Below are 17,071 nucleotides of genomic sequence, written 5' to 3'. Positions count from 1 at the left end.
CGCAGTCTAGGCAGAAGGGCGCGGGTTTAACTTGATCGTGGTTAATTGGGATTCGTTCGTGTTCAGCCCGCCGCCGCCAGCCAGCGCCGGGTGACGTCGACCATGCGGCTGGCGAAGCCCCATTCGTTGTCGAACCACACCACCAGGTTGAGCATCTTCGCTCCGACTGCGCGCGTCTGGCTGCAGTCGATGATCGCCGAGTGCGGGTCGTGGTTGAAGTCGATCGAGGCGTGCGCCTCGTCGGAGCACGCGAGCAGGCCACGCTGCGGCCCGGCGGCGGTCTCGCGCAGCAGGCGGTTGACGGCCTCGGCCGAGACCTCGCGGCCGAAGCTCAGCACCATGTCGATCGCCGAGACGTTGTGGGTGGGCACGCGGATCGCCTTCGCCTGGACGCGTCCGGCGAGCGCCGGCAGCAGGCGTTCGACGCCGCGCGCCAGGCCGGTCGACACCGGGATGATCGACTGCATCGCCGAGCGCGTGCGGCGCAGGTCGGCGTGGTGGTAGCCGTCGATCAGCGGCTGGTCGTTCATCGCCGAATGCAGTGTGGTGAGCAGGGCCTGCTCGATGCCGATCTCGCGGTGCAGGCAGTCGAGCACCGGGACCACGGCGTTGGTGGTGCACGACGCGTTAGACACCAGGCGCCCGGGGCCGCGCAGCTCGTCCTCGTTGATGCCGAACACCACTGTGACATCCACATCCTCGGCGCCGTTGCCGGGGTGCGACAGCAGGAGTCGCGGGCAGCCGGCAGCGATGAAGCGCTGCAAGTCGCGGCGTCCGCCGTACTGTCCGGAGCACTCGACGACGAGATCGAGCCCCAGCACGGTCCAGTCGACCTCTTCCGGGGTGCTCGCGTGGCTCACGTGGATCGCATGACCGTCCACGATCAGCTCGCGCTCGCTGCGGTCCACCACCCCCGGAAACCTGCCATGGGTCGAGTCGAAGCGGGTGAGGTAGGCGATGCTGGCGAGGTCCGCAGGCTCGTTGATCGCGACGATGCGGTAGCGCTCGGCGAGGCCGGCTTCGTGCAGGGCACGCAGGTAGCAACGACCGATGCGGCCGTAGCCGTTGATCGCGATGCGGAAGGGGCGCTCGACGCCGCTCGGGTGCAGGACGGGAGGTGCGTCGTGGGACGGCGGGGAGGGCGGAAGGGAGGCGTTGGGCACGGGCGGAGGGGAGCGAGCGGAGGCGATGGGACGCGCGCGCCGGGGGGATCCGGTGGCAGCGGAGTGCCGTTCGGGCGCGGACGAAGCCCGACATTCTAGCGGCCGCTCCATGCTGCGAGCGTGGCACGCAAAAAAAGAGGGGCGGCTCGCGCCGCCCCAACCCCTTACCCTGGATGATCCAGGCTTGTTACCGCATTTCGGTCGGCAGGGCTCAGCCGTGCACGACCCCCTTGGCATCGCCCTTCACGAAGAAGCTGGCGAGATAGGCCAGCAGGCCGATGAAGAACATCACGCCCGCCCATTCGCGCATCCAGTAGAACAGCATCAGCTGATCCTGGGTGGCCATGAAGGACATCGGGGTGTCGGACACGCGCTGCAGCCAGACCTGCAGGATGCCGGCGGCGGTCAGGAACAGGGTGATGAAGACCATCGCGATGGTCATCAGCCAGAACGCCCACATCTCCAGCACTTGCGCCTTGGTCGAGTTGGCGGCGCGGCCGCGCAGGATCGGCATGGCATAGCTGATCATGGTGATCACGACCATCACGTAGGCGCCGTAGAACGCCATGTGACCGTGCGCGGCGGTGATCTGCGAGCCGTGGGTGAAGTAGTTCACCGGAGCCAGGGTGTGCAGGAAGCCCCACACGCCAGCGCCGAGGAAGGCCATCACGCCGGTACCGAGCGCCCACAGCACGGCAGCCTTGTTCGGGTGCTCGCGACGACGACGGTTGACCATGTTGAACGCGAAGACGGTCATGGCGAAGAAGGGGATCGGCTCCAGCGCGGAGAAGATCGAACCCCACCACTGCCAGTATTCCGGCGTGCCGATCCAGAAGTAGTGGTGGCCGGTACCGATGATGCCGGTCACGAGCGCCAGGGTGATGATGACGTACAGCCACTTCTCGATCACTTCACGGTCTACACCGGTGACCTTGATGAGCACGAAGGCGAGCATCGCGGCCATGATCAGTTCCCACACGCCTTCCACCCAGAGGTGAACCACCCACCACCAGTAGAACTTGTCGCGGACGAGGTTGACCGGGTTGTAGAAGGAGAACAGGAAGAAGATCGCCAGACCCCACAAGCCGAGCAGCAGCACGATGCTGATGACGGTCTTGCGGCCCTTGAGCACGGTCATCGTGATGTTGAACAGGAAGGCGAGCGCGACGATCACGATGCCGATCTTGGTCAACAGCGGCTGCTCGAGGAACTCCCGGCCCATGGTGGCGAGGATGTCGTTGCCCGTCATGGACGCCAGCGTGCTGTAAGGCACGAGCAGGTAGCCCACGATGGTCAGCGCACCGGCCACCAGGAAGATCCAGAACATCGCCAGCGCCAGCTTCGGGCTGAAGAGTTCGGTCTCGGTCTCTTCCGGGATCAGGTAGTAGGCCGCACCCATGAAGCCGAACAGCAGCCACACGATCAGCAGGTTGGTGTGAACCATCCGCGCGACGTTGAACGGGATCTCCGGGAACAGGAAGTCCCCGACGACGTACTGCAGGCCCAGAATCAGGCCGAAGATGATTTGCCCCACGAACAGACCGATCGCCGCGATGAAGTAGGGCATGGCGACCGCTTGTGATTTGTATTGCATGGATATCCCCTTGTGGTCTCCAGAGTTCCGATCAGCCCTCGATGTTGGGCGGCCAGTTGGCAGTGTTGATTTCCGAGGTGTACTTCAGGAAGGCCACCAGCTGGTCGAGCTCTTCATCGGTGAGGTTGAACTGCGGCATCTGGCGACGGCCGGGGGCTCCGGTGGGCATGGCCTGCATCCAGCCCTTGATGAAGTCGCCGCCGCGGCGCTTGTAGACGTTGCCGAGTTCGGGAGCGAAGTAGGCGCCCTCGCCGAGCAGCGTGTGGCAGCCCAGACAGTTGCGGGTTTCCCAGATGTGCTTGCCGGCGGCAACCTCGGGGGTGATGGCGGCGCGGTTGTCCCGGTTGGGCAGCTCGCGCTCGGTGTCGAAGGTGAGCGCCAGGAACAACAGGAAGAAGAACGTCGTCCCCCCGTAGAAGATGTTCCGCGCCATCGATTTTGTGAAAATACCGCTCATGGAGTACTCCTCATCGCTTGTCTCGTTTTGTCAGGAAGGTCTCGGTTCGCCCGCGTGGGTCAGGGGTACAACTGTCCACGGCAATGCCGATGGTGGGCGGATTGTCACGGCGGGCACCCGCGCTCTCCATGATTTGAATCAAGATGTAGCCCGAGTGGAACTTTTCCATCCGCATGGGCGCTCGCTTTGCGGGTCTTTGCAGGCCTCGGGGCACGCACGGACCGGGGATGCGTGGCGGCGTGCGCCGCGCGACGGGCTGCTTGCGCTCTTGCTGGCGGCGATCGCGGGGGGGGCGCTGGCTGGCGGCGAGGGGCCCGGGCCGGTCGCTGTCGACGTCGGCCACACCCTGGACGCGCCCGGGGCGACGAGCGCGCGCGGCCGCAGCGAGTTCGAGTTCAACCGCGATCTTTCCGTGCATGTGGTCGATGCACTGCACGCGCGCGGCTGGGCGGTGAGCACCATCAACGCCGACGGCCGCATCGCGAGCCTGCGCGCGCGGCCGCAGGCCGCCGGCGAGGCCGGAGCGGCCTTCCTGCTCTCGCTGCATCACGACTCGGTCAATGCCGTCGAGTTGCGCCCGTGGACCTGGGAGGGGCGTGCGCTCGACTACAACGACGAGTTCGCCGGGCATTCGCTCTTCGTCTCGCGCGACAACCCCGATACGGCCATGAGCATCCTGTGTGCGCGTGCGATCGGCGCCCGCCTGCAGCGCATGGGTTTCGAGCCCACGCACAAGAACGGCCGCCGGCGCAGCTACGCCGACCGCGAGCACGCCGTGCACTACTACGACGGGCTGGCGGTGCTGCGCCACGCGCGCATGCCGGCAGTGCTGTTCGAAGCCGGCATCCTGAAAAACCGCGACGAGGAACTGTTGCTGCGCGACCCCGAACGCCAGGCGCGCATGGCCGACGCGATCGCCACCGGGATCTCGGCCTGCCTGCGCAACGGCCTTCCGGCTGACGACGAGGCGTGGGCGGACCGCCCGGATCGCGCCGACCCCCCCACGCCGTGAAGCGAGCGGGGGGGCTGCCCGCTCCGCACGGGGGCGGTCTCGTCGCCGGGTGGAACCGACGTGGTGGGGAAGCAGGCTTACTTGGCGGTGGGCAGGCGCGAACCGACGCCCTGGACGAAGTAGTCCATCTTGCCCAGGGTGGCATCGTCCATCACCGCACCGGCGGCGAGGCGTTCCTTCCCGGCCTGGTCGAGCACCGGGCCGGTGAAGGGATGCAGGCTGCCGGCGGTGATGCGGCCCTGGAGTTCCTTGACCATGGCCTGCACGTCGGCCGGAATCGCCGGGTTGAGCGGGGCGAGGCGGATCATGCCGTCCTTCATGCCACCCCACACGCCCTCCGGCTTCCACGTGCCCCCGAGCACCGCGTCGACGGTGCGGGCGTAGAACTCGCCCCAGTGGTGGGTGGTGGCGGTGAGCTGGGACTTGGGCGCGTACTTCGACATGTCGGAGTGGTAGCCGAAGGCGTACACGCCCTTTTCTTCCGCGGCCTGGACGGTGGCGGTGGAGTCGGTGTGGTGGGTGAGCATGTCGGCGCCCTGCGAGATCAGGGTCATCGCCGCCTCGCGCTCCTTGCCCGGGTCGTACCAGCTGTTGGCCCAGATCACCCGCACCTCGACGTTCGGGTTCACGCTGCGCGCGCCCAGGGTGAACGCGTTGATGCCCTGCAGCACCTCGGGGATCGGGAAGGCGCCGACGTAGCCGAGGACGTTGGACTTGGTCATCTTGCCGGCGATCACGCCGTTGAGGTAGCGGCCTTCGTAGAAGCGCGCGTTGTAGGGCGCGAAGTTCTTCGCCGACTTGTAGCCGGTGGCGTGCAGGAAGGTGACGTTGGGGAACTGGCGGGCGACACGCTCGACGTAGTTCATGTAGCCGAAGCTGGTGGCGAACACGATCTTGCTGCCGCTGGCGGCGAACTCGCGGATCACGCGCTCGGCATCGGCACCTTCCGCGACGTTCTCGACGTAGCGCGTCTCGATCCTGCCGCCGAGCGTCTTCTCGAGCTCCTTGCGACCGAGGTCGTGCTGGTAGGTCCAGCCGGCATCGCCGATCGGGCTCACATAGACGAAGCCGACCTTCGCGGCGTCCGCGGCGTGGGCGGCGAAGGGCAGGGTGGCTGCGACCGCAAGCGCGGCGGCGGAGAGGACGAACTGGCGGCGATGAGTCATCTTGGGCTCCTCGGAGGGTCGGAAGGTCGGCACGGGCGCCGCTGCGGACGAGCGCGGCGTGCTGCTCGCCGGGTGAAGGAAGAGGTCGGGGAAGGACTCACCCCGCGGTGGCGCGCACGCATTCGCGCACCAGTGCCGGGCCGCGGTAGATGAGTCCGCTGTAGAGCTGAACCAAAGCGGCGCCGGCCTCGAGCTTGGCGCGCGCCTGTGCGCCCTCGAGCACGCCTCCGGCGGCGATGATCGGCAACTCGCCGGCGAGCGCGTGCGCGAGCTTGCGCACCACGGCGGTGGAAGCCTCGAACACCGGCGCGCCCGACAGGCCGCCCTGTTCGTTGCCGTGGGCGATGCCCTGCACCTTGTCGCGCGCGATCGTGGTATTGGTGGCGATCACGCCGTCGATGCGGTGGCGGCGCAGCGCGTCGGCGATGTTGCTCACCTGCGCGTCGTCGAGGTCGGGGGCGATCTTGAGGGTGAGCGGGACGTAGCGCCCATGTTGCTCGGTGAGGCGGGTCTGCGCCGCCTTGAGGCGGCCGAGGAGGTCGTCGAGTTCGGATTCGCCCTGCAGCTGGCGCAGGTTCTTGGTGTTGGGCGAGGAGATGTTCACCGTGACGTAGCTCGCCAGGGCGTACACTTTTTCCAGGCAGGCGAGGTAGTCGTCGGCGGCACGCTCGATCGGAGTGTCGAAGTTCTTGCCGATGTTGATGCCGAGGATGCCGCGGTACTTCGCCGCACGCACGTGCGCGAGCAGGACGTCGACGCCGTGGTTGTTGAAGCCCATGCGATTGATGATGCCCCGCACCTCGGGCAGGCGGAACATGCGCGGGCGGGGGTTGCCCGGCTGCGGGCGCGGCGTGATCGTGCCGATCTCGAGGAAGCCGAAACCGAGGCGGGCGAGGCCGTCGATCGCCTCGCCGTTCTTGTCGAGCCCGGCGGCGAGGCCGACGCGGTTGGGAAAGCGCAGGCCCATGACCTCGACCGCGCTCGCCGGCTCCGGCTCGGCGGCGGGCAGCAGCTTGCCGGCATAGTGCAGGCCATGCAGGGTGAGGTTGTGGGCGGTCTCGGGGTCGAGCGCGAACAGGAGGGGGCGGGCGAGTTCGTAGAGCATCGCGAGATTGTAGCGAGTCGACCCGACCGCCGGGCGCCGTGATCAGGCGAAATCGCCCGGAAAGGGCTGCCAGTCGCCGTCGATCAGCGCCTCGAGCGGGCGGAAGCGCGCCTTGTAGGCCATCTTCGGGCTCTCGCCGATCCAGTAGCCCAGGTACACGTGCGGCAGTCCGAGCACCCTGCACGCCTCGATCTGCCAGAGCACGCCCCAAGTGCCGAAGGCGCTGCGCGGCTGGTCTGGATCGTAGAAGGTGTAGACGCTCGACAGGCCGTCGGTGAGGCGATCGATCACGCTCACCATGCGCAGGCTGCCATAGCTGCGGAACTCCACCAGGCGGGTGTCGACATGGCTCTGCAGCAGGAAATGGGCGTACTGCTCGCGGTTGTCGAGGTCCATGCCGCCGCCGGCGTGGCGGGCGGTCTGGTAGCGCTGGTAGAGCTGGTAGTGCTCCTCGACGAATTCGAGGGGACGCTCGATCGGGATCAGATCTGCATGTCGAGCCCATGTCCTGCGCTGGCTGCGGTCGGGCTGGAAGCGCTCGACCGGCACGCGCACCGGCACGCAGGCCTGGCAGTGGTCGCAATAGGGGCGGTAGGTGAACACCCCGCTGCGGCGAAAGCCGCGGCGCACGAGTTCGCTATAGACCTGCGGGTCGATGAGATGGCCCGGGGTGGCGACCTGCGAGCGCGCGCTCCGCCCGGCGAGGTAGGAGCATGCGTAGGGCGCCGTGGCGTAGAACTGGATGAGGGCGTAGGGATAGTCCGATTTCATCGCGTCCGTCGTGCAACTTGCCGTCCTGCGTCAGTTCCAGTCGAAGTCCTGCATTGTTCGCTCGGCCCAGCGCTGCGGCGCCGGGCCGTCGTGCGCCCACTGGCGCAGGGCGGCGGTGAAACGCGCCCTCGGCACCTCGCGTGCACCGAGCGAGCACAGGTGGGCGGTGGTCATCTGGCAGTCGATCATGCCATAGCCGCGTTCGGCGAGCAGCCGCGCGAGATGGGCGAGCGCCACCTTGGAGGCGTCGGTCTCGCGCGCGAACATCGACTCGCCGAAGAACACGCGGCCGATCGCCATGCCGTAGAGTCCGCCCACCAGCCGGCCCTCTCGCCAGCATTCGACACTGTGCGCCCAGCCCAGTTCGTGCATGCGCTGGTAGGCGGCGCGCATCGCGGGGGTGATCCAGGTGCCCGGGCCGCCGGCGCGCGCCGCGGCGCAGGCCAGCAGCACCTCGGCGAAGGCGGTGTCCGTCCTGACCTCGAAGCGCCGTCGGCGCAGGGTCTTGCGCAGCGAATGGCTGACGTGGAATTCGTCGGGCACGAGCACCAGGCGAGGGTCGGGTGTCCACCACAGGATGGGTTCGCCCTCGCTGAACCAGGGGAAGATGCCGCGGCGGTAGGCGGCGAGCAGCCAGGGTGGGGTGAGCGCGCCACCGGCGGCGAGCAGCCCGTTGGGTTCGCGCAAAGCGCGCTCGTCGGCGGGGAAGCCCGGCTCCGCGCCCAGCCAGGGGATCATGCCAGAGACGCTGCGGGATGGGCGGGCGCGCACTCGTCGGCGCGCTCGTCGGAGAAGGTGACGACGTGGTCGACGTCGAGGCGGATGCCGATGCGCTCGCCGATGGCGTGGTTGTGGTGGCTGGGCACCAGCGAGAGCACGCGCGCGCCGCCCGCCAGGCGCAGGGTGTACAGGATGTCTGCGCCGCGGAAAGCCTTATGCACCACCTCGGCGCGCAGCGCGCTGGCGTCGTCGTGCACGAGGTCGTCTGGGCGCAGCAGCACGTCGACCGGGCTGCCATGCACGCAACCGGCGCAGTCGGCGCAGCACACCAGCGGCTGCGTGCTGTCGAGCACGCCGAGCTCGATCTGCACGCGGTGATCGTCGAGCACCTTGCCGCGCAGGAAGGCACCCTGGCCGATGAAGTCGGCGACGAAGCGGTTGGCCGGGCGGTGGTAGAGGTTGTAGGGCGTATCCCATTGCTGGATGCGACCCTCGTGCATGATGCCGATCTCGTCGGCCACTGCGAAGGCCTCGTGCTGGTCGTGGGTGACCAGGATCGCGGTGGTGTCGGCGGCCTTGATGATCTCGCGCACCTCGTACGACAGGCGTTCGCGCAATTCGACGTCGAGATTGGAGAAGGGCTCGTCGAGCAGCAGCAGGCTGGGCTTGGGAGCGAGTGCACGCGCGAGCGCGACGCGCTGCTGCTGGCCGCCGGACATCTCGTGCGGATACTTGCGGCCCTGTCCGGCGAGGCCGACCAGCGCGAGCAGCTCGTCCACCCGCGCGTTGCGCACGGCGGCGCTGTCGCGCCGGAGGCCGAAGCCGATATTGTCCGCCACCGAGAGATGCGGGAAGAGCGCATAGTCCTGGAACACCATGCCGATGCGCCGGCGCTCGGGCGGCAGCATGTGGCGCGGCGTGCTGACGACCTCGCCGTCGAGGCGGATCTCGCCGGCCGCCAGCCGTTCGAAGCCGGCGATGCAGCGCAGCACCGTGGTCTTGCCGCAGCCGGAAGGCCCGAGCAGGCAGCCGATGCGGCCCTTCTCGAGCTGCAGTGAGAGCTGGCGGACCACGAGGTGGCTGCCGAAGGCGAGGTCGATGCGGGAAAGGTCGAGGTGGGACATCGCGGTCGTCGAGGGCCTATGGGCGTGGGGAATTATTGCACCCCGGTGTTCCAAATGCGATCAATTATAATTCGCTCAGTTCGCGGGGGCCGATTTCCGGCGCCGGGGCGCAATCATGGGAACGGCATGGATTCGACGGCAGGGCAGGGCGCGATGCGCATTCGGTTTTCTTCGCTGACAGTGCTGGCGGTCGTGGTGGCCACGCTGATCGCGGCGCCGGTGCTGTCGGTGTTCTCCAACGTGCTCGCCGGCGACACCGGAGCGACTTGGTCGCACCTGGCCGACACGGTGCTCGGCGAGTTCGTGTTCAACACCGTGGTGCTATGCATCGGCGTCGGCCTGGGGGTGTCGTCGATCGGCGTGACCTCGGCCTGGCTGACGACGATGCTGGACTTTCCCGGGCGGCGCTTCCTGGAGTGGGCGCTGGTGCTGCCGCTGGCGATGCCGGCCTATGTGATGGCCTACGTGTATACCGATTTTCTCCAGTTCGTCGGCCCGGTGCAGGGCTGGCTGCGCGAGACCTTCGGATGGGGGCGCGGCGACTACTGGTTCCCCGACGTGCGCACCGTCGGCGGCGCGGTGGCGATGTTCATGTTCGTGCTCTACCCGTATGTCTACATGATCGCGCGCACCGCCTTCCTGGAGCGTGCGGGCGGGATGCTCGAGGCCGGGCGCACGCTCGGGCTGGGTCCGTGGGGCTCGTTCTTCCGCGTCTCCCTGCCGCTGGCGCGCCCGGCGGTGGTGGCCGGCACCGCGCTGGCGCTGATGGAGACGCTGGCCGACTTCGGCACCGTGTCCTACTTCGGCGTGCAGACCTTCACCACCGGCATCTATCGCGCCTGGTTCTCGCTCGGCGACCGCATCGCCGCCGCGCAGCTGTCGGCCGCGCTGCTCGCCTTCGTGGTCCTGGTGCTGACCCTGGAGCGCATGTCGCGCGGGCGGGCGCGCTTCAACAACACCTCGCGCCAGGTGGCGATGCCGGTGCGGCTGCGCCTGCCGCTGGCGCTCGGTGTGCTCGCCGCGTTCGCCTGCTTCATGCCGCTGCTGCTCGGCTTCCTGCTGCCGGCGGCGCTGCTGCTGCGCATGGCCTTCCTTGAGGGCGATGCCCAGTTCGGCGCGCGCTTCGTCGAGCTGGCGCACAACAGCTTCGTGCTCGCGGCGATCACCGCGGTGGTGGCGGTGCTGCTCGCAGTGCTGCTCGCCTACGCCGCACGCTTGGCGCGCTCGCGCCTGCCGCAGGTGCTCAACCGCATCGTCGGACTGGGCTACGCGGTGCCCGGCTCGGTGATCGCGGTGGGCGTGCTGATCCCGCTGACCCGGGTGGATCGCTGGCTGGCCCAGGGCTGGGAGGCGTTGTGGGGGACGAACCCCGGGCTGCTGCTCACCGGCGGCATCGCCGCGCTGATCTACGCGTACCTGGCGCGCTTCCTCGCAGTGGCGCTGCAGACGGTCGAGTCCAGCCTGGGCAAGATCACCCCCAACATGGACGACGCCTCGCGCAGCCTGGGCTTCGGCAAGTGGGCGACGCTGAGGCGGGTGCACATGCCGATGCTGCGCGGTAGCCTGCTCACCGCCGGCCTGCTGGTGTTCGTCGATGTCATGAAGGAGCTGCCCGCCACGCTGGTGATCCGACCCTTCAACTTCGACACCCTCGCCACCCAGGCGCACACGCTTGCGGCCGACGAGCGCCTGGCCGAAGCCTCGACCGCGGCGCTGATCATCGTGGCGGTGGGCTTGCTGCCGATGTTCTGGATTTCGCGCCAGATCCTGCGCGTGCGCCGTCGGGAGGGCTGAGCGAGGTGCCTGCCGACGCGAAATAATGCACGCGGGGTGCGCTGCCGCGGCGGCGGTCGCGGGTCGATCATGCATAATTACGCGATGTCCCCGCGTCCTTCAATCTTCGTCCCGTGCAGCGCTCGGCAAGCTGCCCGGGTCGTCCATACCATGCCTTCCGGCTGGGGGGGCAAACCACGCTCCTGCGGTGTGCCCGAGGCGCGTTGATCTTGGCGACCTCGGTGCTGCACCGCTTCCGTCGTCCGCTGCAGGCCACCGGCCTGCTCGGGGTGCTCTTCGTCCTCAGCGTCTTCATGCCGCCGGTGCGCCTGTTCGCCGATGCGCGCGATTACCTGCCGCTGCATTCAGGGCTGGAGATCTTCTCGCTCGTGGTCGCCGGGATGGTGTTCGCGCTTGGCTGGAACCTGCGCCGCAGCGCGCGCGGGGCACGGCTGGTCTGGCTCGGCGCAGCCTGCCTCGCGGTGGGGCTGCTCGATTTCGCCCACCTGATGTCCTTTCCGGGCATGCCGCCCTTCTTCACGCCCAACAGCGCGGACAAGGCGATCGCCTTCTGGCTGATGGCGCGTCTGCTCGGTGTGCTGGGTCTGCTCGCCCATGCCGTGCTGCCGGAGCGCGATGGCGGCGGATCCGCCGCGGCCTGGGCCGTCCTCGCTGCGATCGGCGTCGCCTTCGGCGTCGCCTTCGGCTGGAGCTGGCTCGTCCTCGCGCACCCGCAGGTCTTGCCGGCGACCTTCATCGAGGGGCAGGGCGTCACCCCGTTAAAGAGCGTGCTGGAGGGTGGGCTCGTGCTGCTGCACCTTGCTGCCGCGATCTTGCTCGCGCGCCGCGCGCTGGCGGACGGCGAATCCGCCGCTGGCTGGCTGGCCGCCGCCGCGGCGACGATGGCGCTGGCCGAGCTGCATTTCGCGCGTTATGCCGCGGTCGCCGACCTTTACAACGTGCTCGGGCACGCCTACAAGGTGGCGGCGTTCGCGATGATCTATCGCGCGGTGTTCGTGTCCGGCGTGCGTGCGCCGCAGCGGACGCTGGCGGCCGAGCGGGCGCTGCTGCGCGGGCTGATCGATTCGGTGCCCGACCTGATCGCCTTCCGCGATCGGGAAGGCCGTTACCTGGGCTGCAACAAGGCCTTCGCCGAGGCCTACGGGATCCGCGAGGCGGCCCTGGTCGGGCGCAGCGACGGCGAGGTGTTCGCGGGGCGGCTGCCGCTCGCCGGGGCCGGCCAGGACACCGTGAGCTGCGCAGAGAACCACGAGGAGTGGCTGGAGGCGGCGGACGGAACGCTACGTCTGCTCGACACCTTGCGCACCCCCTATTTCGACCTCGACGGCGTGCAGCTCGGCGAGATCCGCGTCAGCCGGGACTTCACCGAACGGCGCCGGGTGCGCGAGCAGATCGCCGAGCGCGAACGCCGCCTGATGCTCGCACTCGAAGGTGCCGAGCTCGGTTTTTGGGACTGGGACGTGCCGAGCGGGCGAGCGAATTTCAGCCCGATGTGGTGCAGGATGCTCGGCTATGCAGCGGAGGAGCTGCCGGCGAATGTATCGAGCTGGGAGTCCCTGGTGCATCCGGACGACTGGTACGACATCCGCGACTCGCTCGAGCCGCACCTGCGCGGCATCAAGGATGCCTATCGCGCGGAATACCGCCTCAAGCACAAGAGCGGGCACTGGGTCTGGGTGCTCGCGGCGGGCCGCGTACTCGATCGCGGCGCGGGCGGGGAGGCGCTGCGCATGGTCGGCATCCACCAGGACATCTCGCAGCGCAAGGCGATGGAGGAGAGCCTGCTGCAGCTGGCCACCAGCGATCCGCTCACCGGGCTATGGAATCGCCGCCACTTCGTCGAGGTCGTGCGCGGCGAACTCGGACGCGTGCGCCGCAACCAGGCGCCGGCAGCGCTGCTGCTGATGGATCTCGACTTCTTCAAGCGCATCAACGACACCCACGGCCATGCCGCGGGTGACGAGGTGCTGCGCCATTTCACCGCGACGGTGAGCGCGCAGTTGCGCGAGGCCGACGTGTTCGCACGCCTGGGCGGGGAGGAGTTCGCGGTCCTGCTTCCCAGCATCGACGCGCTCGGCGCGGTGCGGGCGGCGGACCGGCTGCGCAGGGTGGTGGCGGATTCGCCGGCCAGCGTCGACTCGGGGGCGCTGCACTATTCGGTCAGCATCGGCGCGACCATGCTGGACGCGGCCGACGAGGGCTACGAGGCCGCCTATGCGCGCGCCGACGAGGCCTTGTACGCGGCCAAGCACGCCGGGCGTAACCGCGTCGTGCTGGCGCCGGCGAGTGCCGGTGCGCCCTGCGGCGAGCCCGTCAGCGAGGGGGCCGCCGCAGGGGCTGCGGATCAGCGGTAGCCGGCGCGGTCGAAGATGCGCTGGGCCTCGGCCACCGTGTCGGCGAGCTCGCCGATCGGCAGGGTGTCGGCCTTGAACTCGCCGAGCTTCTTCAGCGCGGGGTTGTCCACCTTCACGCTCGGCACCGCCGGCCATTCGTTGTTGCCGTTGGCGAAGTATTCCTGCGCCTGGTCCGAGGCGAGATACTCGAGGAACTTGACCGCGGCCTCCTTGTTCGGCGCGTGCTCGAGCATGCCGGCGCCGGACACGTTGATGTGGGTGCCCCAGGTCGCCTGGTTCGGCCACACCGCCTTGATCTTCGCGACCACGGCCTGGTCTTCGCGCTTGTCCGAGTTCATCAGGCGGGCGAGGTAGTAGCTGTTGGCGATGGCCACGCCGCACTCGCCCGCGGCCACGGCGCGGATCTGGTCGGTGTCGCCGCCCTTGGGCGCGCGTGCGAAGTTGGCGACGATGCCCCGGGCCCAGTTCTCGGTTGCTTCCGCGCCGTTGTGCTTGATCATGGCGGCGCCGAGCGAGAGGTTGTAGGGGTGGCTGCCCGAGCGGGTGCACACCTGGCCCTTGAGCGCGGGGTCGGCGAGCTGCTCGTAGGTCTGCACCTGCTCGGCCTTGACCATGTCCGGGTTGTAGACGATCACGCGTGCGCGGGTCGAGTAGGAAAACCAGTTCGGTGCGCGCAGGTGGGCGGGGATGCGGGCCTCGAGCGCGGCGGACTTCACCGGCCGGAAGATGCCGAGTTCGTCGGCCTTCGCCAGGCGCGAGGCATCGACGGTGACGAAGATGTCGGCCGGACTGTTGGCGCCCTCGTTGCGGATGCGCTCGAGCAGTTCGTCTTCCTTCGCCTCGATGCGGTTGATCTTGATCCCGGTCTGCTTGGTGAAATTGCCGTAGAGCTCTTCGTCTGTCTGGTAGTGGCGGGCGGAGTAGACGTTCAGCTCGGCGGCGGTGACGGTGCCGGTGAGACCGAAGGCGGCGATGATCGAGGCGATGAGGACTTTCTTGCTCATGGTGTGCGAACCTTGGTGTGTTTGCGGTGCGACGATACTAACGATAAAGGTTCGCAGTTGCAAATGGATCGCATTCACTTCATTATTGTTGAGAAATGTTCTCAACAAGGAGATTCCATGAATGCGCTGCTCGTCGGTGCCGACCGCCTCGGCAACATCCCGGATGTTCTGCACAACTTCGGCATCCGCATCGCCGCCCACGTCAGCGGCCGCGACACGACGCACCAGCGCCGCAGCACGCCCTTGCCGAGCGGGATCGGGCTGGTGATCCTGTTCACCGATTTTCTCGGCCACAACGTCATGCAGCGCTTCCGTGAGGCCGCAGGCAAGCAGGGCGTGCAGGTGGTGTGCTGCCGGCGTTCCACCTGCGCGCTGCAGCAGGCGCTCGATCGGCAGATGGGTTCGCGCTGCGACGAATGCCCGCGGCGCTGCGAGAAGGCATCCGGTGGGCGCCGGCGGGCGTCATCTGCCGGCTGAAAAAGCAAGAGGCCCCGGCATGCGGGGCCTCTTCCTCGGCGTGTTCCTCGCCGGCGCTCAGTGCGTGCGCATCACCTGGGCGCTGAGACCGAGCGATTCCTCATCGACCAGCCGGCGGGCGCCGTTGAAGCGTTTGGCCCAGTACGTCGCGGAGATGTTCTCGACGCGAACCTTGCCGCCGCTCGAGGGGGCATGCACGAACTTGCCGTCGCCGAGATAGATGCCGACGTGCGAGAAGGTGCGTCGCATGGTGTTGAAGAACACCAGGTCGCCCGGCTTGAGGTCCTGCTTGCCGATCTTGTCGCCCAGGCTCGCCATCTCGCTCGCGCTCCGCGGCAGGTCGAGCCCGACGGCATTACGGAACACGTTGAGCACGAGTCCGCTGCAATCGAAGCCGGTCGCCGGCGAAGTGCCTCCGAAGCGATAGCGGATACCCAGGTAGGAGAGCGCCTCGTCGACCAGTTGTTCGGCGGCCGTGGTGTACTCCTCGAACGCCGAAGACGCCTGGAAGGCGTGCTCGCGCTGCGCCGGGGCCGGCTCCGCGGCTTGGGCGGGAAGGGCGAGCGCGAAGGAGGCGAGCAGGGCAGGTAGGGATGTCCGGAAAAACATTCGCGGAAATATACGCATCGAGCTATCCGGTGTAAAGGGAAATCTGCGCCTGTCGGACGCATTCGTCCCGGTTCTTGTCGGCCTGCTTTCAGACCTTGATCCTGAATCCGTGTTCTCTACAGCGCATACCCGCTCCGCGAGCCCCAGCGCATGATTCTTCTGCTGCCTGACTCCCAATCTCAGCTCACCGCAGCCCCGAGCGCCGTCCTTTCATGGCCCGGAGCGCCGGCGAGCCGGGCTTCCGGCGGGTGCGCTATGTCATTTCCCTTCTCCCGCGCGGCCGTCGCCCTTCCGCCGCAGCGAAATGGCCTCGATTCGGAGAATTCGGCCGCCGGATTTGCATCACGGCGAAGCCACCGCGCACAGTCGCGCCTGCACCGTGGTGAACACCTTCACATGCGCGGCCACGCCGCGCCCGAAGTCCAGCACCAGGCGCCGGGCGTGTTCGACGAACTTCGCCGCGCGGTACATCACCTCCTGCAGCACCGTCTTGATGCGCCGGCGCTTGGCCGGGTGGCGGATCGGCGAGAGCTCGCCGGCCAGCCCGAGCTGGCCGATCAGGCGCAGGCAGTTGTAGGCGAATGCGGCCAGATGCACGACCGCGTCGTTGGTGTCGAACTTACCCGAGGGCAGGCGCTCGAGGTCCAGGTCGGTCTTGATCTCGGAGTGGAACTGCTCGTGCGTGCCGTGGTGCTTGTAGAGCTCGATCACCTCGGCCATCGCCCCATCGAGGCTGGTCCACCAGCCTTCGATCTCGATCTCGGGCGCCAGCAGGTGCTGGCCCTTCTTGTCGATGGTGCGCTCGGTCACCCGCACCACCAGGCGCAGCGTGCGCTTGGCCTTCTTCCAGGCACGATCGATCTTCAGGTCCAGCAGCCCCACCCGCTTGCCCACGCGCGCTTCTTCGAACGCACCGGCGGCCTCGGCCCGATCCACCCAGGCGGTCTTGTCCTGGCGGCGCGGGTTCCACTTGGTGAGGTAATCGAACGAACGCCCGAGTTCGGCCCAGCGATCGCGCTCGTCGGCCAGCGCGAACAGCAGCCGCGCGCTATCGAAGCCGCTATCGGCGCGCCACAGCAGCTTCGCATCGGCGGCGCACACCCGGCGCAGGCGCGGGAGCGCGCGCTCGAAGAAATACTCCGTCTCCAGCGCCGAGTGGTGCGAACCCGCGCGCAGTTCCAGGCCGAGGTTCCAGCCCTCGTTGCCCAGGTACAGCGCGATCGGCGTGTAGCCGTCGACACCCTGGTAGGTGCGGCTGACCGCTTCCTTCTTGGTGTCGGAGTTGTCCATCACGAAGGTGTCCAGGTCGGCGCAGACGTAGCCCTTGTGCGCCGTGATCGGCGCCTCGGTGCGCTCGAGCAGGCGCAGGCTCAGCTCGTCGGTCAGCTCGCGCAGCTCGGCCGCGCGGGCATCGAGCCGTTGGCGCATCCACACGCTGCCGGGCACCTTGGCGAGCCCGAGCGCTTCCTTGAAGAAGCGGTCGCCGCGAAACGGCTCGATCGCCTCGAAGTCGCTCTTGCCCAGGCTCAGCAGCCCGACCACCGACTTGACCAGATCCGAGCTCAGCATGCCCTGCGACACTGGCAGCCTCGGGTCGATCACCGCCTGAACCTGTGCCGCCTGGCAGCACTGCCCGATCAGCGCCAGGCCCGAGTACGAGGTCAGGTTGAGCTTGGCGGATTGCTTGACTTCGAAGCGCGGCATGGTCGGTTGGGTGAATG

The 17,071-nt window shown here is 68.1% G+C and carries 15 protein-coding genes; 4 read left to right on the top strand and 11 right to left on the bottom strand.

The window, feature by feature from the left end; translation table 11 throughout:
• Positions 1-62: 62 nt before the first annotated feature.
• From ACZ5PP_RS04765 to ACZ5PP_RS04755, 3 genes are all read right to left on the bottom strand, one after another.
• Positions 63-1,109: a type I glyceraldehyde-3-phosphate dehydrogenase gene (locus ACZ5PP_RS04765; protein WP_083854692.1), complete on the bottom strand. Its 1,047-nt coding sequence runs from the start codon at positions 1,107-1,109 to the stop codon at positions 63-65.
• Positions 1,110-1,374: 265 nt separating this feature from the next.
• Positions 1,375-2,757: a cbb3-type cytochrome c oxidase subunit I gene (locus ACZ5PP_RS04760; RefSeq protein WP_012585570.1), complete on the bottom strand. Its 1,383-nt coding sequence runs from the start codon at positions 2,755-2,757 to the stop codon at positions 1,375-1,377.
• Positions 2,758-2,788: 31 nt separating this feature from the next.
• Positions 2,789-3,214 (bottom strand): c-type cytochrome, encoded by a 426-nt coding sequence (locus ACZ5PP_RS04755; RefSeq protein ID WP_012585569.1) that lies wholly within the window; start codon positions 3,212-3,214, stop codon positions 2,789-2,791.
• Positions 3,215-3,482: 268 nt separating this feature from the next.
• Here ACZ5PP_RS04755 and ACZ5PP_RS04750 point away from each other — a divergent pair, with 268 nt between their 5' ends.
• Complete coding sequence (locus tag ACZ5PP_RS04750) at positions 3,483-4,226, top strand: N-acetylmuramoyl-L-alanine amidase family protein (RefSeq protein WP_374616065.1); 744 nt, start codon at positions 3,483-3,485, stop codon at positions 4,224-4,226.
• A gap of 77 nt (positions 4,227-4,303) precedes the next feature.
• On the opposite strand, the gene ACZ5PP_RS04745 is transcribed toward ACZ5PP_RS04750, so the two are convergent.
• The 5 genes from ACZ5PP_RS04745 to ACZ5PP_RS04725 form a co-directional block, all read right to left on the bottom strand.
• Positions 4,304-5,392, bottom strand: a complete 1,089-nt coding sequence (locus ACZ5PP_RS04745; RefSeq protein ID WP_374616066.1) for a BMP family ABC transporter substrate-binding protein — start codon at positions 5,390-5,392, stop codon at positions 4,304-4,306.
• Positions 5,393-5,489: 97 nt separating this feature from the next.
• Positions 5,490-6,497, bottom strand: a complete 1,008-nt coding sequence (locus ACZ5PP_RS04740) for a quinone-dependent dihydroorotate dehydrogenase (RefSeq protein WP_004304102.1) — start codon at positions 6,495-6,497, stop codon at positions 5,490-5,492.
• Between the two features lie 42 nt (positions 6,498-6,539).
• Positions 6,540-7,268, bottom strand: a complete 729-nt coding sequence (locus ACZ5PP_RS04735) for an arginyltransferase (protein WP_004304100.1) — start codon at positions 7,266-7,268, stop codon at positions 6,540-6,542.
• 30 nt (positions 7,269-7,298) lie between these two features.
• Positions 7,299-8,006: a leucyl/phenylalanyl-tRNA--protein transferase gene (gene aat, locus ACZ5PP_RS04730; protein ID WP_004304098.1), complete on the bottom strand. Its 708-nt coding sequence runs from the start codon at positions 8,004-8,006 to the stop codon at positions 7,299-7,301.
• On the bottom strand, positions 8,003-9,112 hold the full coding sequence (locus tag ACZ5PP_RS04725; protein ID WP_004304095.1) for an ABC transporter ATP-binding protein: 1,110 nt from the start codon (positions 9,110-9,112) through the stop codon (positions 8,003-8,005). Before ACZ5PP_RS04725 ends, aat begins: the two co-directional genes overlap by 4 nt.
• A 153-nt stretch (positions 9,113-9,265) precedes the next feature.
• Here ACZ5PP_RS04725 and ACZ5PP_RS04720 point away from each other — a divergent pair, with 153 nt between their 5' ends.
• Together ACZ5PP_RS04720 and ACZ5PP_RS04715 are read left to right on the top strand one after the other, a co-directional pair.
• Positions 9,266-10,906 (top strand): ABC transporter permease, encoded by a 1,641-nt coding sequence (locus ACZ5PP_RS04720; RefSeq protein WP_004304093.1) that lies wholly within the window; start codon positions 9,266-9,268, stop codon positions 10,904-10,906.
• 209 nt (positions 10,907-11,115) lie between these two features.
• Positions 11,116-13,260 (top strand): sensor domain-containing diguanylate cyclase, encoded by a 2,145-nt coding sequence (locus ACZ5PP_RS04715; protein ID WP_464826814.1) that lies wholly within the window; start codon positions 11,116-11,118, stop codon positions 13,258-13,260.
• Here ACZ5PP_RS04715 and ACZ5PP_RS04710 read toward each other — a convergent pair.
• Positions 13,251-14,264, bottom strand: coding sequence for a Fe(3+) ABC transporter substrate-binding protein (locus ACZ5PP_RS04710; RefSeq protein WP_004304089.1), 1,014 nt, complete (start codon positions 14,262-14,264; stop codon positions 13,251-13,253). The two genes, ACZ5PP_RS04715 and ACZ5PP_RS04710, sit on opposite strands and share 10 nt — an antisense overlap.
• Before the next feature lie 117 nt (positions 14,265-14,381).
• Here ACZ5PP_RS04710 and ACZ5PP_RS04705 point away from each other — a divergent pair, with 117 nt between their 5' ends.
• Positions 14,382-14,741 (top strand): DUF2325 domain-containing protein, encoded by a 360-nt coding sequence (locus ACZ5PP_RS04705; RefSeq protein ID WP_273421635.1) that lies wholly within the window; start codon positions 14,382-14,384, stop codon positions 14,739-14,741.
• 57 nt (positions 14,742-14,798) lie between these two features.
• Here ACZ5PP_RS04705 and ACZ5PP_RS04700 read toward each other — a convergent pair whose 3' ends face one another.
• Positions 14,799-15,350: a C40 family peptidase gene (locus ACZ5PP_RS04700; protein WP_043745772.1), complete on the bottom strand. Its 552-nt coding sequence runs from the start codon at positions 15,348-15,350 to the stop codon at positions 14,799-14,801.
• 342 nt (positions 15,351-15,692) lie between these two features.
• Positions 15,693-17,054 carry an IS1380 family transposase gene (locus tag ACZ5PP_RS04695; RefSeq protein ID WP_004300513.1) on the bottom strand — a complete coding sequence of 454 codons (1,362 nt, stop codon included), beginning with the start codon at positions 17,052-17,054 and terminating at the stop codon, positions 15,693-15,695.
• Positions 17,055-17,071 lie beyond the last annotated feature (17 nt).

It is taken from the genome of Thauera sp. DNT-1, from assembly GCF_055393985.1.
Note: the sequence above shows the minus strand (reverse complement) of the source record. Positions and strands in the feature narration are given on the sequence as shown.